Source organism: Pseudomonas sp. B329 (assembly GCF_023127835.1).
GTDB classification, from domain to species: Bacteria; Pseudomonadota; Gammaproteobacteria; order Pseudomonadales; family Pseudomonadaceae; genus Aquipseudomonas; species Aquipseudomonas synxantha_A.
This window is the reverse complement of sequence record NZ_SPKP01000028.1, coordinates 17,503-44,246: the sequence shown is the minus strand read 5'-3', so window position 1 is coordinate 44,246 and position 26,744 is coordinate 17,503. Positions and strand designations below refer to the sequence as shown.

At 59.8% G+C, this 26,744-nt stretch carries 24 protein-coding genes; 6 read left to right on the top strand and 18 right to left on the bottom strand.

What is annotated here, in order from left to right; all coding sequences use genetic code 11:
• Window positions 1-258 precede the first annotated feature (258 nt).
• The 7 genes from E4P00_RS16445 to E4P00_RS16415 form a co-directional block, all read right to left on the bottom strand.
• Window positions 259-1,566, bottom strand: coding sequence for an autotransporter outer membrane beta-barrel domain-containing protein (locus E4P00_RS16445; RefSeq protein ID WP_005788665.1), 1,308 nt, complete (start codon window positions 1,564-1,566; stop codon window positions 259-261).
• Window positions 1,567-1,615: 49 nt separating this feature from the next.
• Window positions 1,616-2,359: a hypothetical protein gene (locus E4P00_RS16440; protein WP_078821497.1), complete on the bottom strand. Its 744-nt coding sequence runs from the start codon at window positions 2,357-2,359 to the stop codon at window positions 1,616-1,618.
• 37 nt (window positions 2,360-2,396) lie between these two features.
• Window positions 2,397-3,077 (bottom strand): C39 family peptidase, encoded by a 681-nt coding sequence (locus tag E4P00_RS16435; protein WP_032875883.1) that lies wholly within the window; start codon window positions 3,075-3,077, stop codon window positions 2,397-2,399.
• Window positions 3,078-3,137: 60 nt separating this feature from the next.
• Window positions 3,138-3,875 (bottom strand): hypothetical protein, encoded by a 738-nt coding sequence (locus E4P00_RS16430; RefSeq protein WP_005788658.1) that lies wholly within the window; start codon window positions 3,873-3,875, stop codon window positions 3,138-3,140.
• Between the two features lie 69 nt (window positions 3,876-3,944).
• Complete coding sequence (locus tag E4P00_RS16425) at window positions 3,945-4,493, bottom strand: adhesin (RefSeq protein ID WP_078821496.1); 549 nt, start codon at window positions 4,491-4,493, stop codon at window positions 3,945-3,947.
• A complete protein-coding gene (locus tag E4P00_RS16420; protein ID WP_005788654.1) occupies window positions 4,493-4,933 on the bottom strand; it encodes a hypothetical protein in 441 nt (146 codons plus the stop codon). The genes E4P00_RS16425 and E4P00_RS16420 overlap by 1 nt, the downstream gene beginning before the upstream one ends.
• A 299-nt stretch (window positions 4,934-5,232) precedes the next feature.
• On the bottom strand, window positions 5,233-6,228 hold the full coding sequence (locus E4P00_RS16415) for a FecR family protein (RefSeq protein WP_032875872.1): 996 nt from the start codon (window positions 6,226-6,228) through the stop codon (window positions 5,233-5,235).
• A 148-nt stretch (window positions 6,229-6,376) separates the two neighbouring features.
• On the opposite strand from E4P00_RS16415, the gene E4P00_RS16410 reads away from it, so the two are divergent.
• The gene (locus tag E4P00_RS16410) at window positions 6,377-6,646 is read left to right on the top strand and encodes a PepSY domain-containing protein (protein ID WP_032875869.1); all 270 of its coding nucleotides are present in this window, start codon (window positions 6,377-6,379) and stop codon (window positions 6,644-6,646) included.
• Window positions 6,647-6,666: 20 nt separating this feature from the next.
• On the opposite strand, the gene E4P00_RS16405 is transcribed toward E4P00_RS16410, so the two are convergent.
• Window positions 6,667-11,805, bottom strand: a complete 5,139-nt coding sequence (locus E4P00_RS16405; RefSeq protein WP_248132159.1) for a DUF6543 domain-containing protein — start codon at window positions 11,803-11,805, stop codon at window positions 6,667-6,669.
• 170 nt (window positions 11,806-11,975) lie between these two features.
• Between E4P00_RS16405 and E4P00_RS16400 the strand changes: the two genes are divergently transcribed.
• Window positions 11,976-13,007, top strand: coding sequence for an Ldh family oxidoreductase (locus tag E4P00_RS16400; RefSeq protein ID WP_078821494.1), 1,032 nt, complete (start codon window positions 11,976-11,978; stop codon window positions 13,005-13,007).
• Between the two features lie 33 nt (window positions 13,008-13,040).
• Here E4P00_RS16400 and E4P00_RS16395 read toward each other — a convergent pair whose 3' ends face one another.
• Entirely contained in the window at window positions 13,041-13,361 is a 321-nt protein-coding gene (locus tag E4P00_RS16395; RefSeq protein ID WP_032875861.1) for a DUF883 family protein, read from the bottom strand.
• Between the two features lie 162 nt (window positions 13,362-13,523).
• Between E4P00_RS16395 and E4P00_RS16390 the strand changes: the two genes are divergently transcribed.
• The gene (locus tag E4P00_RS16390) at window positions 13,524-13,778 is read left to right on the top strand and encodes a hypothetical protein (RefSeq protein ID WP_003190904.1); all 255 of its coding nucleotides are present in this window, start codon (window positions 13,524-13,526) and stop codon (window positions 13,776-13,778) included.
• Here E4P00_RS16390 and E4P00_RS16385 read toward each other — a convergent pair.
• Window positions 13,750-14,670: a LysR family transcriptional regulator gene (locus tag E4P00_RS16385; RefSeq protein ID WP_032875858.1), complete on the bottom strand. Its 921-nt coding sequence runs from the start codon at window positions 14,668-14,670 to the stop codon at window positions 13,750-13,752. The two genes, E4P00_RS16390 and E4P00_RS16385, sit on opposite strands and share 29 nt — an antisense overlap.
• An 89-nt stretch (window positions 14,671-14,759) precedes the next feature.
• Between E4P00_RS16385 and E4P00_RS16380 the strand changes: the two genes are divergently transcribed.
• Window positions 14,760-15,686 (top strand): carbon-nitrogen hydrolase family protein, encoded by a 927-nt coding sequence (locus E4P00_RS16380; RefSeq protein ID WP_248132158.1) that lies wholly within the window; start codon window positions 14,760-14,762, stop codon window positions 15,684-15,686.
• Between the two features lie 70 nt (window positions 15,687-15,756).
• Here E4P00_RS16380 and E4P00_RS16375 read toward each other — a convergent pair whose 3' ends face one another.
• A complete protein-coding gene (locus E4P00_RS16375; RefSeq protein ID WP_005788636.1) occupies window positions 15,757-16,218 on the bottom strand; it encodes an LEA type 2 family protein in 462 nt (153 codons plus the stop codon).
• Window positions 16,219-16,230: 12 nt separating this feature from the next.
• Window positions 16,231-17,661, bottom strand: a complete 1,431-nt coding sequence (locus tag E4P00_RS16370) for a nucleobase:cation symporter-2 family protein (protein ID WP_078821492.1) — start codon at window positions 17,659-17,661, stop codon at window positions 16,231-16,233.
• 233 nt (window positions 17,662-17,894) lie between these two features.
• On the opposite strand from E4P00_RS16370, the gene E4P00_RS16365 reads away from it, so the two are divergent.
• Entirely contained in the window at window positions 17,895-19,520 is a 1,626-nt protein-coding gene (locus E4P00_RS16365) for a methyl-accepting chemotaxis protein (protein WP_078821491.1), read from the top strand.
• Window positions 19,521-19,535: 15 nt separating this feature from the next.
• On the opposite strand, the gene E4P00_RS16360 is transcribed toward E4P00_RS16365, so the two are convergent.
• The 6 genes from E4P00_RS16360 to E4P00_RS16335 all read right to left on the bottom strand — a co-directional run bounded on the left by E4P00_RS16360 (window position 19,536) and on the right by E4P00_RS16335 (window position 25,206).
• A complete protein-coding gene (locus tag E4P00_RS16360; RefSeq protein WP_248132156.1) occupies window positions 19,536-19,907 on the bottom strand; it encodes a hypothetical protein in 372 nt (123 codons plus the stop codon).
• 119 nt (window positions 19,908-20,026) lie between these two features.
• On the bottom strand, window positions 20,027-21,007 hold the full coding sequence (locus E4P00_RS16355; protein WP_032875844.1) for an NAD(P)-dependent oxidoreductase: 981 nt from the start codon (window positions 21,005-21,007) through the stop codon (window positions 20,027-20,029).
• Complete coding sequence (locus tag E4P00_RS16350; protein WP_248132154.1) at window positions 21,004-22,296, bottom strand: MFS transporter; 1,293 nt, start codon at window positions 22,294-22,296, stop codon at window positions 21,004-21,006. The genes E4P00_RS16355 and E4P00_RS16350 overlap by 4 nt, the downstream gene beginning before the upstream one ends.
• A 45-nt stretch (window positions 22,297-22,341) precedes the next feature.
• Window positions 22,342-23,283, bottom strand: coding sequence for a sugar kinase (locus E4P00_RS16345; protein ID WP_078821488.1), 942 nt, complete (start codon window positions 23,281-23,283; stop codon window positions 22,342-22,344).
• Complete coding sequence (locus E4P00_RS16340) at window positions 23,276-24,058, bottom strand: AP endonuclease (RefSeq protein ID WP_078821487.1); 783 nt, start codon at window positions 24,056-24,058, stop codon at window positions 23,276-23,278. The genes E4P00_RS16345 and E4P00_RS16340 overlap by 8 nt, the downstream gene beginning before the upstream one ends.
• An 86-nt stretch (window positions 24,059-24,144) precedes the next feature.
• Complete coding sequence (locus tag E4P00_RS16335) at window positions 24,145-25,206, bottom strand: LacI family DNA-binding transcriptional regulator (protein WP_078821486.1); 1,062 nt, start codon at window positions 25,204-25,206, stop codon at window positions 24,145-24,147.
• 261 nt (window positions 25,207-25,467) lie between these two features.
• Here E4P00_RS16335 and E4P00_RS16330 point away from each other — a divergent pair, with 261 nt between their 5' ends.
• Entirely contained in the window at window positions 25,468-26,712 is a 1,245-nt protein-coding gene (locus tag E4P00_RS16330; protein ID WP_078821485.1) for a hypothetical protein, read from the top strand.
• Window positions 26,713-26,744: the final 32 nt, after the last annotated feature.

The window sequence follows — 26,744 nt, the reverse complement described above, 5'->3', positions numbered from 1 at the left end:
CCATGGCGCGGGGCGGCTAAACCGGCATCCCTGCCGGTTTACCCCCCAAATCCCTGTCGAATTCCGGCCAGCGTGGTTTGACGGGGCGCCTAAGATCAAAAGCAGATCAAGATCAAGAACGGCTCGCTTCGCATCGTGGTTGCCATTGGCGACTGCAAAGTTGTGTAGATACCTATGCCCCGATAGCGGTGGATCAACCAACATCAATGTTTGCTGGGCCGACGTCTTCGCGGGCTTGCCCCTCCCACTTTTTCGCGGTCAGAAGTAGTACGGGAATTTCAGGCTGAACGTAAAGTCCGGCGCATCATCGGTCATCCCGATCGCCAGGTTCGGCACAATGGTCAGGTTATCCGAGGCGGCAATCGTCATGCCTACGTTGAAATAACCCGCGTTGGCATCGCTGGACACCACCGATTGCCAGTCGCCGCCGTCCGGCTTGAGCTTGCTCTTGCGCTGCACCAGATCGGAAACCGAGAACGACATGCTCATCTTCTCGTTCAAGGCGAACGCCACACCGACACCGAACTGGAAGCTGTCGCCCAGGCGTACTTTGCCCCCCACCTTCTGGTTGACTTCACTGCTGATGTCATCGAACGAGTCTTCGAAGTTGTGGGTATACGACAGCGAACCGAACAGCACCGCCGGGTCGAAGGTCTTGACCAGGGAAATGCCCGGTGTAACCGACCAGACCCCGTTGCCCGTAGGCAGGCTTTCCGGCAAGTAGAGGTTGTCGTTATTGGGTTGCCTGACCAGCTTGATGCCGAACGGCTCTTTACCCGTGGGCGCCTTGACGCGCACAGACACTACCGCATCCGGCAAGGTCGGCGTTTCGTCGAGGAACTTGTAGGCCACGCCAAAGTTGACGTCACCGATCGTAGGGTCGCGGGTCACCGAGGCTTCCGAGGTGGCGGTGGCATCGTTGCCGGCGCCGCCGGACTGGTAGGTCGAATCGCGGTACACCACGGGGACGTTCAGATCGAACTGCCAGCGGTTGTCGACGTTGTAGCGCCCGGTAAGGTCCAGGGTCCAACTGTCGGACTTGATCCGATCCAGGTTGATATTGCCCAGAAAGATCGAGTCCAGCGCCAGGAAGCCATTGAGGGTCAATTGGCGTGCATCGTAACGGGCATAGGTGATGCCGGTTTCCACGCTGAACTTGCCATTGCCGAAAAAGCCGCTGGCCTCGTTGTACAGGTTGCTCACACTTTGCGCAGGGGCCGAGTCGTCCTTGAGGGATTGGCCGTAGGAGCTGCCGCCACCGCCTGCACCACCTGACGCTGCGGCTGCACCGGTACCCGTGGCGGCGACAGCGTTAGCGCCTTGCTTGAAGTCGGCAGGTGATTTGGCCAAGCGCTTGGGGGCGGGCGCTGCGGGTTGATCCTCTACCTGACGCACGCGTTGCTCCAGCACGGCCAAGGCTTTTTGCTGCACGTCATAGCGTTGCTTGAGTTCCAGCAGTTCCTTTTTCAGGGTTTCGATATCGGCGTCTGGCGCGGCATACAGCACGGATGCGGGCAAGAGCGTACTTAAACAAATCACCGCGCGTAGCGATAACGATCGATGCATGAAATAAGCCGTCCTGTTCTAATGCGAAAGTGTCGAGGGTCAGCGTAGTTCAATAACCGAGCGTGCGTAGGCCTTTGAGTTGATCCAAATTGCAGTTCAACGCGCCATTGTTCAAACCGTTATTGTTCATCACGACGTTGAGTTGGGTGATGTTTCTGACAAGGTTGCTGTTGCCGGTCAGCACCGTACCCTGCAGCACATTGCCGCCGCCGATCTGCTGCAGGCTGTTGCCCTGGTTGTGGTTGGCCTGGATCGCCATCTGTACGCCGCCGTTGTTGGCCGAAACGCTGACGCGGCCCGCCGCGCTGTCGCCGGTCACGGTGCCGCCGGCCATCAGCACTTGCCCCGTTTGCAGGTTACTGGCGGGGGCGACGCCATTCTCGATGCTGATGCCCACATCGTTGTAGGCGGTGTTGCCATCGCCTGCGGTGCGCACGCTTTGGGTTACGCCCTGGCCGCTGCCGAGGCCGGCGCCACCGACCACATTCCCGGTTCCGGTGTTTGGCAGGCTGCCGTTACCCGTGGAGCCGGTGGTTTGCACATAGAATTGCGGAGTAACGGTGGTCTTGTCGATCTGCATGTTGGCCGTGCCGGTAATGCGGTCACCGACGGCGTTGGTCCAGGTGCTGCTCATGACAATGCCGAAGCTGATGATGCGCCCCGGCATTACGTAACGGCCACGCAAGTCGGCCATCTGCGCATCATTGAGTTCGATCGGTTTGAAAGCCGATGAAGCATAGGCGGGTATAGAGGCTGCCAGACACAAGACCGTCAGCCAACGGAAAGTGCTCATCTGCTGCTCCTGGGGCGTCCTGCCCCTTATTGCGCTTCTAGAAGAAGTCGCTCTGGATAAAACCGAAATCCATCAACTCGGCATCGCCCACGGGCCGGAACTCGTTCAACTGGTTCTTGGCCGTCAGCGGAGTGGGCGGGTCAAGCAAGACGTTGGCCTTGTCGTAACCTTCACCCAGCACGGCAAACACAATGCCATTCCAGCCTTTGACGAAGTCGTCACGGGAATAGCGCTTGTGCCCCAGCACGGGATCGCCGATATACACCCAGTCCTTGTCGGCCCGCTGCATCACCACGAAGTGCTTGTAGCCACGAATCTCCAGCAGCACCACCACGGGAATCTTCACCGTCACCAGGGTATCGGGTGCGATTTTGTAGCCGCGGGCACGCATACCGATGCTTTCGAGGTAGCGCTTCATATCCAGCATGGAAAAGCCTTGGGTGCGCACCAGGTCCTGGTCGGCGGTTACCAGCATCCCTTTGATGATGTGGTCTTCGTCGACGTCCAGCCAATAGGCCTGGCGCAGGATGGTCGCGAGTGCCGCGGCACCGCAGCTGAAATCGGTTTTCTGTTCCACCAGGTTGGCGAACCGGCGCTCACGGATGCTCTCGACCTTCTTGAAGATCACCGCACCGCCGGGCATGGCGGAAATCGCCATGGTGCCTGCCCAGGTCGTGCCGGTGAGCAACATCAAGAGGGTGAGGGTCGCGATACGCATGATCGAATGACCTGTTGGACACTGAAATAAAAAGGGCCTTGTTGCCAAGGCCCCGTTGGATCAGAAGCGCACGCCGCTGCTGCACACAGTGCAACCCTGGCCGATCGACAGGCTGTTGCTGCCCTGGTTGCCCGCACCGGATTGCAGGTTGACGCCTACGTTGCCGGAGTTGCGGTTGACCGAGTTGTCGAGGCTGGAATTGTTCGACACGTATTGAGCTTTGCCACCATAGCCGTGGCTGCTGGCGGCGGTGTTGAGGAAGTTGTTGGCAAGCGAGTTTTGTTCGGTATTGGCTGCCGCCGCGATATTTTTCCCGTCAGCGGTCACGATAGCCAGGTTGTTTTTACCTTGGTTGCCTTGACCGGACTGGCCGTTGTAACCGACGTTGCCGGAGTTACCGTTAACAGCATTATCCAGGGAGGAGTTGTTTTGCGTGCCTTTGTTGATGAAGCTGTTCAGCCCGCTGTTTTGATTCACGTCGACCACGCCGAACACGGTCGCTGCATCGCCTTTGGCGCTGGAGATGGCGGCAGAGTTGTCGGCCTGGTTGCCACTGCCAGACTGCACGTTGACGCCGACGTTACCGCTGTTGCCATTGACGGAGTCATCGGCAGACGCGTTGTTTTCGGTTTTGGTGTCGTTGAATTTATTGCCTGCGCTGTTTTGTACATCCGTGACGACAGCAGCAATTACGCCCGTTGGCTGAGGCGCTGGGTGCCAGCCACCCGCTTGAGCAGCTGCTGCCATGAGTGCGGCGAGAGCGAAAACCAGAGGTTTCAGAGCCATTTGAGGTTTCATGGTGTTTCTCCTTGCTTCTAATTAGTTGGGTTAAGTGTTGGTACGGTCTAACTAACGTCTACCAAGCGGTTACTTGATAGTGATGCCCAGGGTGTTAGCCACTCGGTTCCCCACCCCGGCACTCTGGTTCACCTGAATCACTCCTCGGCTGCCGGTGAAGGCCTGGTCGCTGGTCGCGACCTGGCGGCTGCCAGTGGTGGGGGTGAGCCCTGAGTCGGTCAACTGCGTCGTGTTCTGTTGCAACAGGACGCTGTCATCGATGCTTTGCGGGCCAGGGTTGAGGCTGATCCGCACCGCGTTGATTGATTGGTTATTGGCCCCGGCCGACTGGTTAACGCCCAGCACGCCGTTGCCATTGATAAATGAAGCGCCCTGAATCGCCACCTTGGCACTCAAGGACGGGTCGACGTTGCCGTCGAGCCGCTGGATATTCACATTGGTGGCCTGGCCATCGAGCGCGATTGCGCGGCTGTTGGACATCTGTTGCTGGTTGCCGGCGGCCTGGTTGATCGACAGCACACCTTCGTACTGTTGGCCGCTGTTGTTGATAACGGCGGTGTTGTCGGCCATTGCCGAGGCGCTGCCCAGCAGGGCGATGGTCAACAGGATGCGCTTCATCATTTGCCCCCCAGCATATTGCCCAGGTTGTTCAAGGGCGCCATGCCGCGCTGGATCGAACCATTGATCTGCCCAGCCATGCTGCTGCCCGCGCCATGGCCGGCGGCTGCACCGGCGCCCTGGGTCGACAGGCTGTTTTGCGTGGCGCTCAGGCCAGACAGGTTGCCGTTGGGCTGGATGGAGCGCGCAAGGCCAGAACCGCTGCGGATGCCGCCAATGTCCCGATCACTGAGTTCGCCGGAGGTGGCACTGATGATTTCTTTGCTGGGGTTGGCGTTGGCAGTGGTGGGGTATGGATCGGGGAGGGAGGTGCGTCCGTACATGTGACCCTGCACGGTTCGCCCTGTCACGATAACGCCATCGCCCGCATGGCTGATGCCGGCGCTGAGCACGCAGCTGATCAGCAGTACGGTTATCGAGGCGTGTGTGAGTGTGATCACGGCGGCAGTCCTTTTTCTGAACGCTGACCCTAAACAGCGTTATCAGGGAAAGAGCAGAACCCGTGCCGCTTTTCGTTTACGTTTGAAACTCAATAGGTTGCGATTTTTCTGCGCGCATCGCCGATAGCAGTGTTTCAAGCATGAAACAGTCGCTGGGCGGCGCGATATGCCCGGCCACACTCTTCAACTGTGTCAGCGATGAAACAGTCTCGATGACAGATGCATGAATCCGCAGCCGCTGGGCGATTCAGCGTACCGAGGTGTTTCAAAAGTGGACACTGAAGTAAAAAAAACGCGCCTCAACCCTTGGGCGTTTTACCCGGGATGGAGTTGAGTACGGGATTGCCATCCTGGTTGCGGGTCAGGTAGACCGGCAGGACCTTGGGCAGGGAAGGGATGAGGTTGTTGACCTCGCTGAGGTTATAGATGCCACCAATGCGAATGCTCCCGGTACCGGCATCCGCCAGCATCACTGGCTTGTTCAGGTATCGGTTGATCAGCGGCAACGCATCGGCCAATGCAAGGTTATCAAGCACCAGCTTGCCCGTACGCCAGGCAAGCGCAGGGTCATTGGGTTTGATCGCGGCGACTTGCGGCGTGGCGTCGCCGCGGTGGTAGCTGGCCTGCATCCCCGGAGTCAACGGCACGCTGCCATGCACCGCGTCGCTGGTGATCTGCACCGAGCCTTCCAGCAACATTACCCGCACCTGGTCTTCATACTTCCACACATTGAACTGGGTGCCCGTCACCCGAACCTGGCCTTCGCCAGCCTGCACGATAAACGGGTGCTCGCTGTCGTGGGTGACGTTGAAAAACGCTTCGCCCTTGGCCAACTTCACCTGGCGACGATCCTTGTAGTGGCTGTAGACCAGCTCGGTGCCCAGGTTCAACTCCACCTCACTGCCGTCACCGAGGGTAACTTTGCGCAGCCCGTTGGTGGCGTCAAACCGCTCGTATGAGCTTGGCAACCAACCGGCTTCCCAGCCCGTGAAGGCGGCCAGCGGCAGAGCAGCAAGGCAGATAGCGGCTGCCACCGCATAAGAGCGCCAGCGTTTACGAGGCTTGAGCGGCACCACAAGCGGTGCAGGCGCATTGCGGGGCAAATGATCGGCCACGTCCCAGATTTCCAACATCGCGGCATACTCGAAGGCGTGCAGCGGGTGGGCATCGTGCCAATGTTCGAAGGCCTGACGTTCAGCCGCCGTGCAGTCGCTGGCATGCACACGCATACACCAATGCGCAGCGGCGTCGGTGATGGCGTCGTATTCGGCTTCTGAAAGGGACTTTTCGCTCATTTATTCATCCTGATTTCCCACATTCTACCCCCCCGAGCCTTACGGCGAGAACAGCATCATGGCGATTGCATATCAATTGGAACTTATTCTTGTTTAAACGCGCCTAAAAAATCAGGAAACACACTGTCATCCACCAAGGAGTACGAAAATGTTGAAGAAAACCTTAGCCGCCCTGTGTGCAACCACCGCGCTGTTGAGCGCCGGCGCTGCGCTGGCAGACAAGCCGGGTGCGGGCTGGATTCCGATTGAAAAAGCTATTGAAGTGGCGAAGACCAAGGCTGGGTATGTCGAGGTCTACGCCGCCGAAGCCGATAACGACGGCTACTGGGAAGTCAAAGGCCGTAAATCCGACGGCGTGGTGTATGAAGCACGAATCGACGGCGCCTCGGGCAATGTCCTGCGCGACCAGAAAGATTGATTCACGTGTTGGGGGCCTGCTCAGGCCCCCTCATCCAGCATTCTCCCCAGATGTGTAATCAGGTAACTGACTGAGTCGGCGTTGGATAGAATGACGTCAATACGCTTGTCGACATTGCTCATGAAAACTTCTCGGGCCTCATTCAGGGTCTTGGCACCCGTGATATTCAGGACTCTGCGTTTGAGGAAGCTGGTGGCGGTGGAAAAGCCGTAATCCTCCCAGGTATTGGATATGTCATCCCATGCCTTGAATAGCATAGTTGCCGGCGTCAACGTCGACAGCCCGCTCGTTTGCAAATCATCTTGGCGCGTCTTCACCGCCTGAGCACCCGGCTTTGCCGTATCGATCAGGTCTCGGAATGGCTCCAGGCTCCGCAGGTAGGCAATGTCCTCTGTCTTGAACCGCAGATGCGTCAGCTCATGGATCAGGGTAGAGGCTCTGGCATGGGCGAACATGTCGAAAGGTTCACTCAGTATGGTGGCGTATTCAGCCAGGTTTGGATGGAAGAACCTTTCGAACAGGTACACTTTGCGCTCGCTGTCACCGAGAAGCACCATCGCGTAATCAGTGGTGGGGGCTTTCACGCTTTCCCCGCTGACAAAGCGCATTGAGTCAGGCCCGATCAAGGTGGGGTCGCTTAGCTCATCCAGTATTCCATCGATGATGTCCTCGATTTTCTTCACTTGGGCCGGGTTCAGATTGAGAGTGCCGAACAGGTCGCACAAAAACAGGCCTACCCGGCTATCAGGCTTGAGCAGCTCTGCAAAGTGATGGATGTTGCGCTTGCAGTTGACGGCGTAGTAAGTCGATACGTTCAAGGCTTCGTCGATGACTTGGGCTTTCCAGCTTGACACTGCAGCGATCGCCCTTATGCCCTGCGCTTCAATATTGATGTCGCGCCTTTCGGCTCGTCGCACTTTTTGCCGCGTCCAGGCCTGGCCGAAGCGGGGCTTGTGTATGCTCAGGTCCATTACCCATTTGCCATCAGCATTGCGACCGACGTAGGGGCCCTGCTGATCGTCGTTGTCCAGGCGCCAGTGCTCCTTGGTTTTCTTCACCGGATACACCTTGCCTGCCAGCGGCACGTAACTCTTGGCGCTCGCCTTATCCTTGTAGACATGGGTGGAGGTGTCCAGCTCAAGGTCCTCCAGGGCGATGTCGTAGCCCTCCAAGCGCTGCAACCGCGTTCGCGAAGTGGCGGTGACGTCCCGCAGGCCCGGGGCAGTGGCGGTGGGCAGGCCGCCTTCCGGCAGGTCGACCAGGTCAGTGTCATCAGGCGGTGGGGTTTCGCTGCCATCAAGCTCGCTGTACAGGGCGGCCATTTGCACCACGGCCAGGCTGAAGTCCTTCATCGCGGCTTTCCACTGGTGCAGTTGCAGCGCTTCAGCCGAGCGCTTGACTAACTGGTAGCTGCGCCAGACCACAAGTGGATAGGCGAGTTTGCCCGCCATGAAGTGCACTGCCGTGGGTATGCCCTTGCCGAACACGCCCACCACTTTATCCCAAAGCAGCTTGGAGCCTTTTTCGAACTGGCAGGCGAGCATTTTTAGCAGGATCAGCGTGTTCTCACTGAATAAATAGTGCAGCAGGTTGCCGGTCACGGCAGATGAGGCCAGGCTCATATCCGAAGAGCGATGAAGGTTGTTTTGCAGCAAGCTGCGGTAAACGGCCTGGTGCGGATCTTCCAAGTGCTGGATGACCCAGTCCTGCAGTTCCCCTGGTCGCTCCACTTCATCCAGCAGCGCTTGCTCGTTGTCATATTGCTTGAGCACGTGGTTTTCACTGTAGGGCGCATAGAGCACTACCGGACCGGCCTCTTTGCTTCCAGGGCTGATCAGGTACATGCCCAATACCTTGGCGGCAGTAGCGCCTGCAGTCGCCACCAGCTCAACGGGCCGGATCAGCGTCGATACGTCCTTCAACGCCGCACGTGCCAGGCCGTCAGGCATGTCGAACACCTGCTGGACCAAGCCCAAGGCCTTGTTTGACAGGCGTTCTTGCAGATGTTGCTCGTGGGCGTATTGCAACACCTGCCATGGCAGTTGCCGACAGAACAGGCGCCGCCGTTTGCGTGCAGCTTCCGTGCGGGTGTCCATCTCGGTTTGCAATCGCTTTTGGTACACCGATTTCAAGTCCAGTTGCCGCACCAGTTGAACCAGCGCATTGGCATCCAGGGTGTCCGGCAGCGGTGTGGCGGTGCGCGATCGCGGGCCGATAGTCTGGTTGTTCAGGTCCGGCAAATGGCGCAAGGCAAAATCGGTCAGGCTGTAGTCATGGATGTCGAGGGCCTGGTGCACGGGAATCAGCACGTCATCGGGGCTGATTGTGTGTTCGGGGAAGCGTGCCTGGAGCAGCTTGCTCAGGGCGCCAAAGGTGTGCTCGCGCAGGGACAGGACGCCCTGCAGGTAGTCTTCCTCTTCCGGGGCGCTGTTGTGGTATTGCTCAAGCAGTTCTGCATGGTAGATCTGCTCCTTGGCGGGCGCCATTGCCAGCCACACGGGCAGGGCCTGCTGGGTGACCATGGCATCGGCCAGCGCCTTGGCTCGTGCAAGGTTGGTGGGCGCCGGGATCTGCAGGATCTCATCCAGGCGGTCCTGCACGGCGCGCGCCGGCAAGTCCATGGCCAGCAGTCGGTCTACCGAGTCCATGACGTAATCGCCGTAGGTTTTCAGGCGATTGTCCAGCAGGTTATCGTCAATACGTTGCAGCGCAGCCAGGCGATACGCCTGATGAGGCACGCGCTGGGACAATGACAGATTCTCCAGTAGCGACAGTCGTTTGATCGGATGCGCCAGGCGCTGGGTGAGCGCCTCGCGCAGGGCCGAGACCGACGCAAAAACCTCATGACCACGCCGAGGCGTCCATAGGATCGCCTGGCCCGAATTCTTGGGGTCAAGGCCGCCACGTTCGGTCAGTACAAACAGATTGGCCAGCGGCAGCAGCGCGTCGGACGTACCCTTGTGCAATGCCAGCGCATAAGCATCCGGCAGAAACCCGTTGATCCCATGTCGGGTCAGGCGCGCCAGGCTGTCAGTTCGCAGGACCGCATCAAGAATGGCGTTGCTGCGGTGCGTCAGCGTTTTACCCAGCAGTCGCAGTTCAGCCTCGCTGCGCAAGCCCAACAGCATCGAGTGCGCGTGTTTATCGCGGATATTGTTCAGGAACAGGCGCGGGAGTTCACGCATCTCGTGGCCGGCAAACACCTTCAAGACCCGTTCGATCATGTTGTTGAAGGTTTTGAGGGGCATGTTATTGAGCTTCAGGGCGACACCCTGGTTGCGTTCTGCGTAAAACCCAGTTCTGGAAGACACTGGGAGCGGCTTGCTCTTCTGGCCGAGGCGCTCGATGAAATGTTCAACCATGCTCAGCGAAGACACAGGCGCGCGCTCCTCACGCTGCTCGGCGCGGGACGCGTAAGTGTTGACATAAATCTCGTCGGCCTTGAGGTCCAGTCGTTGGGTTTGCAGTTCTGTGTTCAGGGCCAGGGTGGCCATGCTGCGCAGTGTCGGGTGCTTAAGGCGCTCGATCTGCAATCCTTCTTGGGCAGCGCGCAGGCGTTGCAGGTGCAGCTTGGCGCGCTCGGCTTGCACCGTGGAGGGGCGGCCATTGCCGCTGCTGACGGGATGTATCGTCCAGCGCCCATCGGTGTCCAGGTCGGCCAGGCGACTGTCGAGCATGGTGCGGATGTCCAGGGCGTAATCGAGCAATGCTTCCAGGTCCACCTGGCCGGCGCTGCTGCGATAGAGGCTCAGGGCATGGTTCATATTACTGGTCTGCTTGGCGGCGATGTCTTCGATCATGTCGGTGAACACGTGCCCGGTGACGGGGTGTGCGGCAACGTTGATCTGGTCCAGGCCGATAAAGGTGTTGCGCTCGTCCAGAGACAGGAAATTGAGCAGTTCATCTTCGTGCCCGGCGGCGGTGAGCATGGTCAATAGCGTGTCTTTGAGATCATCCAGATCCTTAAGTACCTGCAAGCCACGGGATTGGGTGTAAAGGTAGGCATGGCTGTCATGCAGCATCAGGGTACTGGCCAGTTCCACGTAGTGCTGGTAGGGCGCGTAGATGCGCACTTTTTCCACGCTCAGTTTGGCGGCGTAGGTGCTGCGAGCGCCCTGGTCGCTGAGGAACAGGGCCTGGAGCATATGGCTTTCGTCAGTACTGAGGATGCCGTTCTGGCGCTTGAGCAGCACATCGAGGCGGAACTTGTCAGCCAGGATTTGCGCGAACAGGTCAAGGCGTGAGGTTCCGCTGTCGATGTCTTCGTTCCAGTAGGTCTGTAGCAGGCTCTCGAGCAATTTGGACAGCGTACCGGAGGTTTGTTCGATGAGCGTGTCCCAATACTCGCGGTCTTGTTGCAACTGGGGCTGGGTGAAGTGGCTGGTGATGTGCTTGGGGTTGATGAATTCGCGAGTTTGCCCCAAGGGCCAGGCATGTTTGACATAGAACTGCAATAACGCATCACGTAACGACAGGGAGTCGATCCAGCGTCGATCGGCATCCGTCGGGCTTTGGAGAAAGCAGTTCACTTGCGTTTGCCGCTGATCCAGGCCGGGGAAATGAGGGTGCGCCATGATGCCGAGCAATGTGTCGAGCATGGCGGACAAGGTCGGGGTCTTCTGCAAGTGCTCAAGCATTGCTTGCACGTTGGCCTGTTGGCAGGCCTGCAGGGTTTGTTCCTGGTCTTGCATGACCGCACCCAGGACCGGCGAAGTGGTCAGTGTCAGAGCGCTATCCGCCGGCAGACTGTTGCGCTGTGCAATCGACAGAAAACTCAGCAACTCCACGCGCTGTACCGAATCAGCCAACGCCTGACTGACCTCGGCAAGCAGCGAGGCATGGCTGTCAAACACCTGGATACCGCCATAAGGCGTGTACAGCAGAGCCTTGGCACCGTCGGGCGTGGAACTCATCACAAACGCGCCGGCCAGTGGGATCGCAACCTGCCCCGACACATTGATCATTAGCCTTTCTACACGCATGGGCGGGCTTTGCAGGCGGGTATCCTGACGGCTGGCGTCGCTGGCGTAATACACGCCGTGCAGCCATTCCAGATCCTTGACGGTGAACCCCAGGGCGCGTTCGCGCTCGCTCAATGTCGAGCGATTGACGGGTAGCAGGAACTCGTCGAAAAAATAGGGCGGGGTGACACGGGTCATCGCCTGTCTCCAGCGTGAATAGGAAGACACAGGGTAGGCAGGCACCGATGACTGGCGGGGGTAACTATTGAGTCTCGTTGTAAGTTGACAGTAAGCGCTGCAGGTGGTGTTTAATCGACGGCCTGGATGTCCATTCGTTGCCCCTTCCAATCATAAAAATGGAGCTTCAAATGTCTGCGCAGTCTCCGACAGTTGTCACGGCCTTCATCAGCTTCACTGAGTTGGTGGGGGTGCTCCAACAGATTTTCGTCAGGCACGGCACCTCGCCAGAAGTGGCGGCGATCCTTGCGCACAATTGCGCCAGCGCTGAACGTGATGGCGCTCATAGCCACGGTATTTTTCGTATCCCGGGTTACCTCTCGACCCTGGCCAGCGGTTGGGTCAATGGCGCCGCCGTGCCGATCGTGACCGACGTTGCGTCAGGCTTCGTACGGGTCGACGCCGCCAATGGGTTCGCCCAACCCGCTCTGGCGGCCGCGCGTGCGTTACTGGTGAGCAAGGCCCGCAGCGCCGGCATTGCGTTACTGGCTATCCACAATTCCCATCACTTTGCGGCCTTGTGGCCGGACGTCGAACCTTTCGCCGAAGAAGGGCTGGTTGCACTCAGTGTGGTCAACAGCATGACCTGCGTGGTGCCCCATGGCGCTGATCGCCCGTTGTTCGGCACCAACCCCATCGCGTTTGCTGCGCCGCGGGCCGATGGCGCGCCGATTGTGTTCGACCTGGCCACCAGCGCCATCGCCCATGGCGACGTGCAGATCGCCGCGCGCAAAGGCGAACGGCTCCCACCAGGCATGGGCGTCGATAGCCTGGGCCAGCCGACCCAGGACCCGAAAGCCATTCTGGAGGGGGGCGCGCTGTTGCCATTTGGTGGGCATAAGGGGTCGGCGTTGTCGATGATGGTCGAGTTGCTGGCGGCGGCACTGACAGGCGGCAATTTTTCGTTCGAATTCAATTGGGCCGATCATCCGGGAGCGCGTACGCCCTGGACCGGCCAATTACTGATAGTGATCGATCCGCGCAAAACCGCCGGGCAAAGCTTTGCCGAGCGCAGCCAGGAACTGGTGCGGCAGATGCATGCGGCGGGGTTACGGCGATTACCGGGGGATCGGCGCCATCGCACACGGGCGGAGTCGCAGGAAGCAGGCATAGAGCTTGACGCGCAGGACCTTCGGCAACTGCGAGAACTGGCGGCGGGGTGAAACAGGCTGCGCCGTGGGCGCAGCCCGTGCTGATCAGTTACGGCGACCCAGCAGCAGACCCACCACCAGGCCAAAGCCTGCGGAAATGGCCACGGTCTGCCATGGATGACCGCCGATGTAGGTCTCGGTGGCGTCCACGACTGGCTTGCTGCGCTCACGGACGCTGGACACCGAATCCAGGGCTTGCTTGAGTTTGATGGCAACCTGCTCGCGCAGGGTTTCACCTTCCTCGCCTACCAGGGATGCGCTGCTTTTGAGCAGTTTGTCCGATTCTTCGATCAGCGCGGTCAGTTCGCTGAAGGCTTGATCCTTGATTTGTTCTTCGACGGCTTGGGCGGCGGTTTTGCGGGCCATGTGTGACTCCTTGCAAGTGAATGTGACAGTGAACAATGGAGTATCGGGCAGCGGCAAAAGTTGCAGTTATTTTGCGAGCCGTCCATTTGCGGCACAATGGTGATCAGGCCCTTTGGGCCTACAGTGTAAGATGTCAGTCATTTGTGCAGCAGGTAATTCAACATGAGCTTCAATCTCGCCAACAAGACCCTCGCCGAACGCGCCGAGCTGGAAGACGAAAAGTCGCGCCTCTACGACCTTTGGCAAACCAACCTGGGCAAAGCCAAGGGCGAAGCGGCCCGTTTGTTCGGCGAGCGCGCCAAGCGCAAGGGAAAATGGGCCGAGTGGGTGCGCGCCGAACTTGACGGCATGTCGCCGCCGGAGTTTTCCAACATGGTGCGCAGTGAAGTCAACAAGCTGATGGCAGCGGCGAAATAAAGCACGCCACGATCGCCTCGCGAACCTTGAGCAACAGCGGATCAAGCTGGGCCTGGGTACGCCAGCCCAACTCCACCGGGTAGTGCGGCAGCGCCAGCGGGCAGGGCAGCACACGCAAGCCGGTCATCTGCGCAATCGCTTGGGCCGCATGACCGGGGATCGTCGCCACCGCCGCGCTGCCTTTGAGCAGGTACGGCAGCGCCGCAAAGTGGCTGGTGGACGCACATACCTGGCGGCTCAAGCCCTGCGCCGCCAACCCTTCATCGGTAATACCGATAAACCCGCCTGACGACACCAGCACATGGTCGCGTGCGATGAATTCTGCAAGCTCGATACCTTGCTGATCGGGCGCCAGGCTACCTGGGTCAACCAGGCAACGGTAGTCACCTTCGCCCAGCACTTGCCGACTCAGCCTGCGCTCGGCAAACCCGCCGGCGGTAATGGCCAGGTCCAGGTTGCGGTCGAGCAGGGCAGCCGCAACGATCTGGCTGTGGGTCTGGCGAAAGATCACCCGCAGTTTCGGCAGGCGCTCTGCAATGGCGTCCATCAGCTGCCGGCCGTAGGCGATTTCGAAATCGTCTGACAGACCTAACACCACCGATCGCCCCTGATAATGCGGGTTATCCGGGTGGATCATCGCCAGGCTTTGTCGGCAGCGGTCCAATGCCTCGCTGATCACCGGTTTCAACTGATTGGCCCGCAGGGTGGGCGCCAGGCCGCGACCGGTGCGTACGAAAAGTGGGTCGCCATATAGTTCGCGTAAACGCCGCAAACCGGCGCTGATTGCCGATTGCGTAACGCCCAGGCGCAATGCAGCACGGCTGGCGCTGGACTCGTCGTGCAGGGCTTCGAAGGTTTTCAGCAGGTTCAGGTCAACCTGGGCGATATTCATTTGGCTCATATCATTTAGCACTGAGGTGGGCTTTATTCATGATCGAGTCTGGCCGGAGAATGGGCAACCCTTATTACCGGAGTGAGCACATGCCCGTATCGATCGTCGCAGCCCTGCAAATCGGCTCCTTGCCTGGCGGCAAAGCGCAAACCCTGGCGCAGATCCTGGCCTATGAAGATGAAATACAGCGCAGTGGCGCGCAGTTGGTGGTGATGCCTGAGGCGTTGCTGGGGGGATATCCCAAGGGCGAAAGCTTCGGCACGCAATTGGGCTATCGCCTGCCCGAAGGCCGTGAAGCCTTTGCGCGGTACTTTGCCAATGCCATCGACGTGCCGGGCGTGGAGACCAAGGCGCTGGCCAGGTTATCGGCGCGTACCGGTGCGAGCCTGGTGCTCGGCGTGATCGAGCGCAGTGGCAGCACGCTGTATTGCACCGTGCTGTATTTCGAACCGTCGAGCGGTTTGGTCGCCAAGCACCGCAAACTCATGCCGACCGGCACTGAGCGGCTGATCTGGGGCAAGGGCGACGGCTCAACCTTGCCGGTGATTGACGCGGCTGTCGGGCGTATCGGCGGGGCGGTGTGCTGGGAGAACATGATGCCGCTGTTGCGCACGGCGATGTATGCCAAGGGCGTGCAGGTGTGGTGTGCGCCCACAGTGGACGAGCGCGAGATGTGGCAGGTGAGCATGCGCCATATTGCCCATGAAGGCCGTTGCTTTGTGGTCAGCGCCTGCCAGGTGCAGGCATCACCGCAGGCCTTGGGTGTGGAGGTTGCCAACTGGCCGGCGGAGCGCCCGTTGATTGCCGGTGGCAGCGTGATCGTCGGTCCCATGGGCGATATTTTGGCGGGGCCGTTGCTGGGGGAGGCGGGTTTGTTGACGGCGCAGATCGATACAGATGATCTGGTGCGGGCACGCTACGACTACGACGTAGTGGGGCATTACGCTCGGCCGGATATTTTTGAATTGGTGGTGGACGAGCGCGCCAAGTCAGGCGTGCGCTACATCACTGATTGAACCGGGTCAACCCAAGGCTTTTGTAGGCGCGAGCTTGCATTTCGCAGATTTGGATCAGATCACTCGCGCATCACCAGGTGGCGGTATTGGGCAAATCCAGAGTGCCACGCTCTACAAAGCGCATGGTGCCGAACAATCCGCCCGCCAGTTTGCCGCGCAGCACATAGGGCAGGTTATTCAGGCTTTGGGTCTGGCTCAGGCCCAGGGTCTGGCGCAACACCGAGAACGCCGAAACACTCACGGGGACCATCAGCACCGTCTCGGAAAAACGTGGGATGCTGCCGGCCTGGTCACTTACCCCGGACGCCAACGGCCGGCCATTGACTTCCAGATCCAGCGCCACGCCGTTGTAGTCGATTGCCGTTTCATTGGGGTTCTGCACCCGCAGCTTCACGGCAAAGCGCACTTCCAGATCCTGGCTTTGCAGGGGCTCGATGCCCACCACGTTGATATTCACCGGGTCGCGATTGGGGAACAGCGCGCAGGCGCTCAAGCTCAGCAACAACAACGAAAGAACCATGAGCTTGCGCATATAAAAGTGCTCCTACTGTTTCGTGACGTCCGGGTCCTGCATGACCTTGAGGGTAGAGGACTCCGGATCGAATTCATCTTCTTCCAGCTCTATGAACTCTTCGGGCAGGAAAATGTTCAGCAGGATTGCACAGAACGCGCCCACAGTGATCGGCGATTCGAAGATGTTGTGCAGCGCCTTGGGCAAATCGCGCAGCACTTCCGGCACTGCGGCGACGCCCAGGCCCATCCCCAGGGAAATCGCCACGATCAGCACATTGCGCCGGTGCAGGCCGGCTTCGGCGAGGATCTTGATCCCGGCCACGGCCACGGTGCCGAACATGATCAGGGTCGCGCCGCCAAGTACTGGTTTGGGCATCAGTTGCAGCACCGCGCCGATCATCGGGAACAACCCCAGCAGCACCAGCAGCCCGGCGATAAAGTACGCCACGTAGCGGCTGGCCACGCCGGTCAGCTGGATCACCCCGTTGTTCTGGGCGAAGGTCACCATCGGCAGGCTGTTGAAGGTGGCGGCCATCGCCGAGTTGAGGCCGTCGGCCAGCAGGCCGGACTTGATGCGCTTGATATAGAGCGGGCCCTTGACCGGTTGTTGGGAAATCATCGAGTTGGCAGTCAGGTCACCAGCGGCTTCCAGAGGCGAAATCAGGAAGATCACCGCCACCGGGATAAACGCCACCCAGTCGAACGAGAAACCGTACTTGAACGGTACCGGCACGCTGATCAACGGCACCTGGGGCAGGGCGGCCATATCCACACGGCCCAGCAACCACGCCACCACGAAGCCCAGCGTCAGGCCGATCACGATCGAACCCAGACGCAGGAACGGGTTGTTGAAGCGGTTGAGCACCACGATGGTCAGCAGCACCAGCGCCGCCAGGCCCATATTGCTGGCGGCGCCCAGGTCGCCCGCGCCATAGCCGCCGGCCATATCGGTGACTGCCACCTTGATCAGTGACAGGCCCATCAAGGTAATGATGGTGCCAGTCACAACCGGGGTGATCAGCTTGCGCAGTTTGCCGATGAACTGGCTCAGCACTACCTCGATAAACGCGGCGAAAAAGCAGATGCCAAAGATCGTTGAGAGGATCTCATCGGTGCCGCCGCCCCGGGCCTTGACCATAAAGCCCGCACTGAGAATCACGCTGATAAACGAAAAGCTGGTGCCTTGCAGGCACAACAGGCCCGAACCCACTGGCCCGAAGGTGCGTGCCTGCACAAAGGTGCCGAGCCCCGAGACGAATAGCGCCATGCTCACCAGGTACGGCACTTCGCTTTCCAGGCCAAGTACGCCGCCGACGATCAGGGTCGGGGTAATGATGCCGACAAAGCTCGCCAGCACATGCTGCAAGGCGGCAAAAATCGCAGCGGTGAAGTGCGGGCGGTCTTCCAGGCCGTAGATCAGGTCGGATTTATAGCGCGGGCGGGGGGCTTGAGCGTCAGACAAAATGAAGGCTCGGGTCGGAAAATGGAGGCGCAGGATGCCAGAAAGTGTCGGTCGTCAGAAGTGTAAAAAAATATTAATAAAGACCCTGCGCAAAAACCCTGTCCCGGCCGATAGTGAATATAGGCCCACATTACAACGACAACAGTGGTGACCAAGGTCTGGCCGGCGCGTTGACGCTGACAGATCGTTTCGCGGCAGGGACGCTCGCAAACACTACTTCTGAGAGCAGCCCTATGTCCCTTCGTCACCTGAATATTGCGCCTCGAGCGTTTCTCGGTTTCGCCTTCATTGCAGTGTTAGTGGTCATCCTGGGGGTGTTTGCGGTCAACCGCATGACGCAGATCCGGCAGTCTTCCGTGGACATGAGCGCAACCCAGCTGCCCAGCGTGACGTCCCTGGGCAACATCACTGAAAACGTACTGCGCATGCGCATCCTGTCGTTCCGGGTGTTGGTCAACCGCGAACCGGCTGCCCTGCAGGAAGCCGAAACCCGCATCGGCGTGCTGACCGATAAGGTCAAGGCCGCCCAGGCCCATTACGCCCAGCTACCGATGGGCGAGCAAGAGGCGGTGATGTACAAGACCTTCAGCGTGACGCTGGATAATTACTTGAAGGCCCAGGCCGACATGCTGGTGTTGTCCAAGCAAGGCAAGGTCGATGAAATGCGCGCGCTGATCAACAGCCGCATCAAGGACGGCACCGACCAGATGGGCGAGCAGTTGAACAAGCTGATCGCCCTCAATGCCGCCGATGCGAAAACCGCCGACGCGGCGGCTGGGCAAAGTTATGAGGGCGCAATCACCGGTGTGGTGGCAGTGTCGGTGGTGGCCGCATTGCTCACGGTGCTGTTGGCTTGGCTGCTGACCCGCAGCATCGTTACGCCATTGCGCAAAGCCGTGGAAGTTGCCGAGACCATCGCCGCCGGCAACCTCAGCAAAACCTTCGCGGACGATGGCAAGGATGAACCTGCGCGCTTGCTCAGTGCCTTGTCGAGCATGCAGGCCAACCTGCGCCAGACCATCCAGCATATCGCCGGCTCGGCCACGCAGCTGGCTTCGGCGGCAGAAGAGCTGAGTGCGGTGACCGAGGAAGCCTCTCGTGGCCTGCAGCAACAGAACAATGAAATCGACCAAGCCGCCACGGCGGTCAACGAGATGACCGCAGCGGTAGAGGAAGTGGCGCGTAATGCTGTCTCCACCTCCGAGGCCTCCGGGCAGTCCAACCACGTGGCGCGCGAAGGCCGCGACCGGGTGATGGATACTGTCGGCGCGATCCAGACCATGACCCAGGATGTGCAAAACACCGCCGTGATGATCGAAGGCCTGGCGACTCAAGGACGGGATATCGGCAAGGTCCTCGACGTGATCCGTGCGATTGCCGAGCAGACCAACCTGTTGGCGCTTAACGCCGCGATTGAAGCCGCCCGTGCCGGCGAAGCCGGGCGCGGCTTTGCGGTGGTCGCCGACGAAGTGCGGGCCCTGGCCCATCGCACCGCGCAATCGACCCAGGAAATCGAGAAGATGGTCGCTGGCATCCAAAATGGCACCGGTGAAGCGGTGCAGTCCATGCAGCAAAGCAACCAACGCAGCCAGGCCACCCTGGAAATGGCCCGTGCTGCCGGCGTGGCCCTGGAGCAGATCACCCAGTCCATCAGCCTGATCAACGAACGCAACCTGGTGATTGCCAGCGCCTCGGAAGAACAGGCCCAGGTCTCCCGCGAAGTAGACCGCAACCTCGTCAACATCCGCGACCTGGCCACCCAGTCAGCGGCGGGCGCCAACCAGACCAGCGCGGCCAGCCATGAGCTGTCGAGGTTGGCGGTGGATTTGAATGGGATGGTGGCCAGGTTCGTTATCTAACCGCTCAGCGTGTTCTCATGTGGTTGTCTTCAAGGCCAGGCGCAGGAATGCGCCTTTGGAGTTAGGGCTTACTTGGCCGGAGGTGTTGGTGATGGTGTAATAGATCAGGTGAACACCGTCTGGAAAGGTACGTAGCACATCGCCAGTGATCGGGACAATTGCTGCGGTGGTTGTGCTGGTAATAACGTAAGGAACGATGAGTTCTTCGTCAGGCCCCCCGATCCGCATTCCTATCTTGCTTCCTACGACTTGCGTGGGATAAACGGGAACTGTCACCAGTAGTGTGTCGCCGTTGGCTTGCAGGTAGGCGGGGGTAACGCCATTGGCGACCTCCGCCGGTAACTCAGGTTTGACGGGAACCGGACCTGTGCTGTTTTCAGGCGTCATGACATTACTCTCCTTGAGTTAGTGCCCCTGCCTCAGTTGGGGCGCAAAGTCATTCCAGCGCTTTTCTGAGCACAGGGATACTGTCAAGGTTCACAGCTAGGCACCGCAGTTTTGGCGTGTTAAGAACGCTTCCACACATGTGGATTGACCAGATTCTGTGGCCGCTCGCCTGATAACGCCTGCAGCAGATTATCCACCGCACACTTGGCCATCGCCTCGCGCGTCTCATGAGTCGCCGAGCCGATATGCGGCGTGGCTACCACGTTGTTCAAGCGCAGCAACGGCGAGTCGTGGCTGAGCGGTTCCTTCTCGAACACATCCAACCCAGCCGCCCGGATGGTGCGTTGCTGCAACGCTTCGACCAGCGCAGCCTCGTCCACCACCTTGCCGCGGGAGATATTGATAAAGATCGTCTCCGGCCCCATCAGTGCGAACTCTTCGGCGCCGATCAGCTTCTCGGTTTCGGCGGTCAACGGCAGGGTCAGGCAGACAAAATCCGCCTCTTTGAGCAAGTCCTGGAGGCTTCGGTACTGCGCGCCAAAGCGCGCCTCCACCGCAGGCTTTGGCGAATGGCTGTGGTAGATCACCGGCATGCCGAAGCCAAAATGCCCACGCTGGGCCAAGGCTTCGCCGATGCGGCCCATGCCGATGATACCCAACGTCTTGCCATGCACATCGCTGCCAAAATGCGCTGGGCCGATGTTCTTGTTCCACTGGCCGGCACGCACCATGTCGGCCAACTCGACCACACGCCGGGCGGTCGCCAGGATCAGCGCAAAGCCGGTGTCGGCGGTGGTTTCGGTGAGCACATCCGGGGTGTTGCTGAGCAGAATGCCGCGTTGGGTCAGGTAGTCGATGTCGTAGTTGTCGACCCCGACCGAGACGCTGGCTACGGCTTCCAGCTTGGGTGCCAGGTCGAGCAACCGGGCATCCAGGCGCAGGCTTGCACCCAACAGACCATGGGCGCTGGGCAGCGCATCGCGCAGTTTGGCCAGGCCGGCCTCATCCAGTGCATCGATCAGCGTGACCTCGGCCTGCTCATGCAGGCGGGCCATCAGCGGCGCGGACAGTTTCTTGTACAACACAACAGACTTTTTCATGAGGTTTTTACCTTCAACTCCAGGGTTGGCACCGGCGAGCGGTCACTCGCGCCGGGCTTGAGGAAAATCGTCAGCACCACCGACAGCAGCAACGCGCCGCTCATTAACAGGTACGAAGCGCCAGGCGAGCCGGTGCTGCTGTTGAGGTAGCCCACCAGGTAAGAGCCGCCGAACGAGCCCAGCGCGCCCATGCTGTTGATCAGCGCCATGGCGCCACCGGCGACGTTGGCTGGGAGGATTTCCGGGACAATGGCAAAGAACGGGCCGTAGGGTGCATACATGCATGCACCGGCGATCACCAGCAGGGTGTAGGACCACCAGAAATGTTCGGCACCCAACACGTAGGACGCGTAGAAGGCGATGGACGCAATCAGCAATGGTGGCCACACAAAGCGCTTACGCTTTTGCAGTTTGTCCGAGCCCCAGGACACCACCAGCATCCCGATCACCGCTGCCAGGTAGGGCAGGGCCGAGAGCCAGCCGGCTTCGACCATGTCCATCTGCAAGCCGGCCTTGAGGATCGATGGCAACCACAGCACGAAGCCGTACACGCCAATGCTCCAGCAAAAAAACTGCAGGGCGAGGATGATCACCTTGGGCGAACGGAACGCCTCGGCGTAGGTCTTCACGGCCTTGATTCCCACCTGCTCGGCGGCGAGGGCGGTTTCCAGGCTGTGCTTTTCGGCGTCGCTCAGCCACTTGGCATCCTTGGGACGCTCATCGGCCAGCTTCCACCAGATAAACGCCCACAACACCGCCGGCAGGCCCTCGATGATGAACATCCAGCGCCAACTGAAATGCTGCACCAGGTAGCCCGACACCACCGACATCCACAGCATGGTCACCGGGTTGCCGAGGATCAGGAAGGTGTTGGCCCGCGAGCGTTCGGCACGGGTGAACCAGTGGCACAGGTACACCAGCATGGCCGGCATCACGGCGGCCTCGACCACCCCGAGCATGAAGCGGATGACGATCAGCATGTAGGCATTGGACACCACGCCGGTCAGCGTCGCCAAGCCGCCCCAGAGGATCAGGCTGACGAAGATCAGTTTCTTGACGCTGCGCTTTTGCGCGTAGATCGCCCCCGGCACCTGGAAGAAAAAGTAGCCAAGGAAAAACAGTGCGCCGAGCAGCGAAGACATGCCGGGCGTGATCATCAGGTCTTCGGCCATCCCGGAGGCGGCGGCAAAGCCGTAGTTGGCGCGGTCCAGGTAGGCCAGGCTGTAGGTGATAAACACGATAGGCATGATGTACCACCAACGACGGGTGGCGAGTTTTACGGTTTCCATGGGGTTGCTCCTGAGCTTGTTGTAGTTGTGGCAACAGGTAATGGGTTACGCAACGGATCGAGTGGGTAATTCGGCGCGGGTCGGCAAACCCTCCATATCGCCACGGCTCTGCACGGCGCGGCTGCCGATCCAGTTAGCGCGCTGCACCGCCTCGGGGAAGCTTGAGTTTTCCAGCAGGGCACTGATCATGCCCACGGCAAAGCCGTCGCCGGCGCCGACGGTGTCCACGACTTTTTCCACCTTGACGGCGGCGACAAAGCCCTGATCCATGTGGGTGCGGTAATAGGCGCCTTCGGGGCCGAGCTTGATCGCCACGGCTTCGGCGCCCTGGTCGAGGTAGAACGCAGCGATATCCGCAGGATCCTCGAAACCGGTGAGCAGGCGGCCTTCACCCAGGCCCGGCAACACCCAGTCCGCCAGAGTGGCCAGGGCATTGATTTCGCGGATCATCTGCGCCTGGCTGGCCCAGAGCGAGGGGCGCAGGTTCGGGTCGAACGACACGCTGCGCCCGGCGTTGCGCATCTGCGTCATCAGTTCGAAGGAGAGTTCACGGGTGGCATCGGACAATGCCGGTGGAATCCCGGTAGCGTGCAGATGGCGGGCTTGCAACAACGCAGGGCTGATATCGGCGATGGACAAATGGCTGGCCGCCGAGCCTTTGCGAAAGTACTCGACCTGGGGATCAGCGCCGGCCTCTTCGCGCGACTTGAGCTGAAACCCGGTGGGATGCAACGGGTCGACGGCCACATGGCGGCAATCAATGCCTTCCTTGCCCAGCGTGTCGACCACAAAGCGCCCGAGGGAGTCGTCACCTACTCGGCTCAGCCATGCCACGTTGAACCCCAGGCGCGACAAGCCGATGGCGACATTGCTGTCGGCGCCGGCAATGCGTTTGTGAAACTGCGCGACCTGGCCCAGATCGCCGGTCTGCTCGGCGACAAACATCGCCATGGTTTCACCAAACGACAGGATATCGATCTCAGACATGGGCGTTCTCCACGCGGGGTTGGCCAAGGCAGGCGAGGGTGGCGACCTGTTGCGCAGTGACCTCGACCAGGTCATCGCCCTGCAACGGAAATTCCACCGCCCGCGTAATACCTTGAGTCATGTGTTTGAGCAGTTGTTCCCACAGATGCAGGTCGGTGGCGCCCGGCGGCAAGGCCACGAGCTTGCCGTCGGCGCGACGGGCCACGGCCTTGCAGTGCAGGTAATCCACATGCCGGCCCAGCAACCGCGCAGCAGTGAGCGCGGACTGGTCTTGCCACTGCCAGTTACCGATATCGAAGGTCATTTTCACCGGAAGGCCCAGGCGTTCGACTTCGGTGAAAAACCTTTGCATCGGTTCAATGCGTCCACCGTGCAGGGTCTGGTCGTTTTCCACCAGCAGCTTGACCGGGTGGCGATTGAGCAGGGCGTGCAGGCTTTCCAGATCGTTGGTATCGGTGAAGTAACCGAGCGAGACCTTCAGCCATCCCGAGCCAAAGGCCTGGGCACGGTCCAGGGTGGCGGCCAGCTCGGCATTGGGCTGGGCACGGCCGGCGACCCACAGCTCCAAGGGCGAAGAAAATACTGATTCCAGGCCTTGTTCTGCAGCGGCCAGGGCCAGCTCGGCCGGTTGCTCGGTGGTGAGCAGTTCTTCACGCCATTCAATGCGCTGGGCACCGGTGGCGCTGAGCAGCGCGACAAAACTCAATTGACCCTGCTGGCGAACCAGGTCGGCGCCGTAGCTGGAAAGGCTGATGGAGACGGGGTATTTATGCATTGTTGTTTACCTCTGAAACCGGTTTCATTTTCATGCGCAGAACAAAAAATGTGGGAGCGGGCTTGCCCGCGAAAGCGGTGTGTCAGTCAGCTTGGAAGTGGCTGACCTATCGCTTTCGCGGGCAAGCCCGCTCCCACAGGGGATTGGGTAGAGCCGCGGATAATCAGCTCCGGTAAAAAATCCAGGGTGCGCGTGGGGGCGGTATCGCCGCGCAGGCGCTTGAGCAAACAGTCAAAAGCGCTGGCGCCAATCGCTTGCGTCGGTTGGGCGAGGGCGGTAATCCCATTACCCACCAGCGGGTACCAGTCCAGGTCATCCAGGGCGATCAAGCCCACCTCGCCGAACAGGTCGCAGCCCAGGGCCTTGAGTACACGGGTGCAGGCCAGTGCTGCCACGCCGTTGGCGCAGAACAGTGCCTTGGGGCCGGATTTGGCGAGAAAGGCTTGCAGACGCTTTTCCAGTTCGCCATCCAGTTCAACCACGGCACCTGTCAAAGCCGGGCGTTTGGCAATCTCGGTGTTGAAACTCTCCAAACGCTCCAAACGTGAACTGGTGCCATCGGTGGCCTCGCTCACCAGCAGCACGTCGCGATAACCCTGTTGCTCAAGATGCTCTACCGCAATACGCACCGCCGCCGGGTTGTCCAGGCCCACCAAGTCACTGTGCAACGGCTCGACCTTGCGGTCCACTAACACCAGGGGCATTTCCCGTTGCAGTTCCAGCAATTGGTCGAGGTGATGGCCCAGGGTGTTCACGATCAGCCCTTCGATGTTGTACGAGCGCAGCGCCGCCAAGTGCTGGCGCTCCTGCTCGTCATCGCGGTCGGTGTTGCACACCACCAGGCTGTAGCCGTGCTGGCGGCAGGCGGTTTCGACGCCGTGCATCACCGCGATGGAGTAGGGGTTGCGGATATCAGCCACCAGCATGCCGATCAGGCGCGTGCGCCCACGCTTGAGGCCACGGGCCATCTGGTTGGGGCGGTAGCCGAGTTCTGCGATGGCGTGTTCGATACGCAGGGCGATGGCATCGGAGAGCAGGGCGCGGTCATCGCCGATAAAGCGCGACACGCTGGCCTTGGACACGCGTGCTCGCTCGGCGACGTCGAGCATGGTCACGCGGCTGCGCTGGGCGGCGGAAAATGGAGTCACGGCAAAGCCTTTCTTATTGGAATGAGTAACGGGATGAAACCGGTTTCAGAAAACACTAGCCCATCGTCTTCGTCAAGAGAATCTTGGTCGTGTGAAGCCACTGGTCAGCGGGGAGATCCGACGAGCGGTGGTCCTACCTGTGAGTTTTGACAGTATCGGCTGGGCCAGAGGAGGTGTTCAATGGCGCCAACAGAACCTCTGGTATTGGCATGCTGAGAGCAGGGGGCGGTTTAGAAAATGCTTGAATGACGGGAGGTTTAAATGACTACTTCCACTACTGGCCAGAGTGCCAATGGGCCTACGGGCTCAGGAGGCATCCTTGTGCTTGAGGCGCCAACAGTCTTCGACGTATTGCCAGATGGATTATTACCCGCTCGATTCAATTTCACTGATCTACGCATCTTGCTTGAGATACCTTGGGCGGTTTTGCCCGGCCCCGGAAGGTTTCAGTACGTGATTTTCGAATGGCATGTCCGAGGTGCCAGGTCCGTTGATACCCCGCCCGTTGAGCTGCGTGGCCCACTGACGGATGCCGACTTCCCTCTGCCCATGACGATTCCTCAGGCGTTCCTGCTGAGCAGTGCCATCGTTGACCTGCGCTACCGGATTCATAACACCCGGCCAGATAGCCCGAGTGTCGATACCTCGTCGCCCGTGACGATCAGAATCGACCGCGACGCTCCAGGCGTCGGCTCGTTACTGGCGCCTGCCATTTTCCCGATCGATCCGATCACCCAACCCTATCTGGATGCAAATCCCATGGTGCGCATGGAGATCCCCGAGGGCTATCTCGGACGTGAAGTCGGGGACAAGGTGCTGATGTACTTTTCGGATATGAATATGCTGCCAACCGGCCTACCCACTTGGGTTTCGCCACCGCTGACCAGTGATAGCGGCCGCATTTTTGTGGACGTGCCCAATGACGTGTTCCGCGCCTACCCTGGCGCGCTATGGCTTTTCTGTTTTTATCGTTTGGAGGATCGCGCCGGTAATGTGAACCCGACCTTTTCATTGTTGGCGCGGGTCGGGTTGGCAACCGATCTTCCACCCATCCAGTTCACTCGGCCTGAATTTCCTCAGGCTTTGCTTCACCCAAACCGGTATTTGACCTGCAGCACCCAACCGCCAATCTGGTACGGAGTCGAGGTGGCAATCCCGGCAGACCCGAACATCCAGCACGGGGATTTGATCACGCTGAGGTTCCAGGGGTATGGCCAATATCCGGACGACGACCCAGATCCGAATGTTGTGGAAACCCTTGAGCATTACTGGGATGCAGTGGCGGATGCATCCGGCTACAACTTCTGGATTCGTGACGTCGAGCGCGTAATCCGGCCATTGAAAATAAATGCCGGTGGAGAGGCTCTTTACCTTGTGTCCAGGAATCGAACGCCCATTGGCCGTTCAGCTTCCAGGTTTGTGCAGTTCGATCGTTTGGTGCCTACATCGCCACCACCGCCCAACCCGGTTTACTGCTGGGAAGGCGGCAATGGTCCCGAGCCCTGAGCCAGGGTGCGGGTTTAGTAGAACATTTTGAA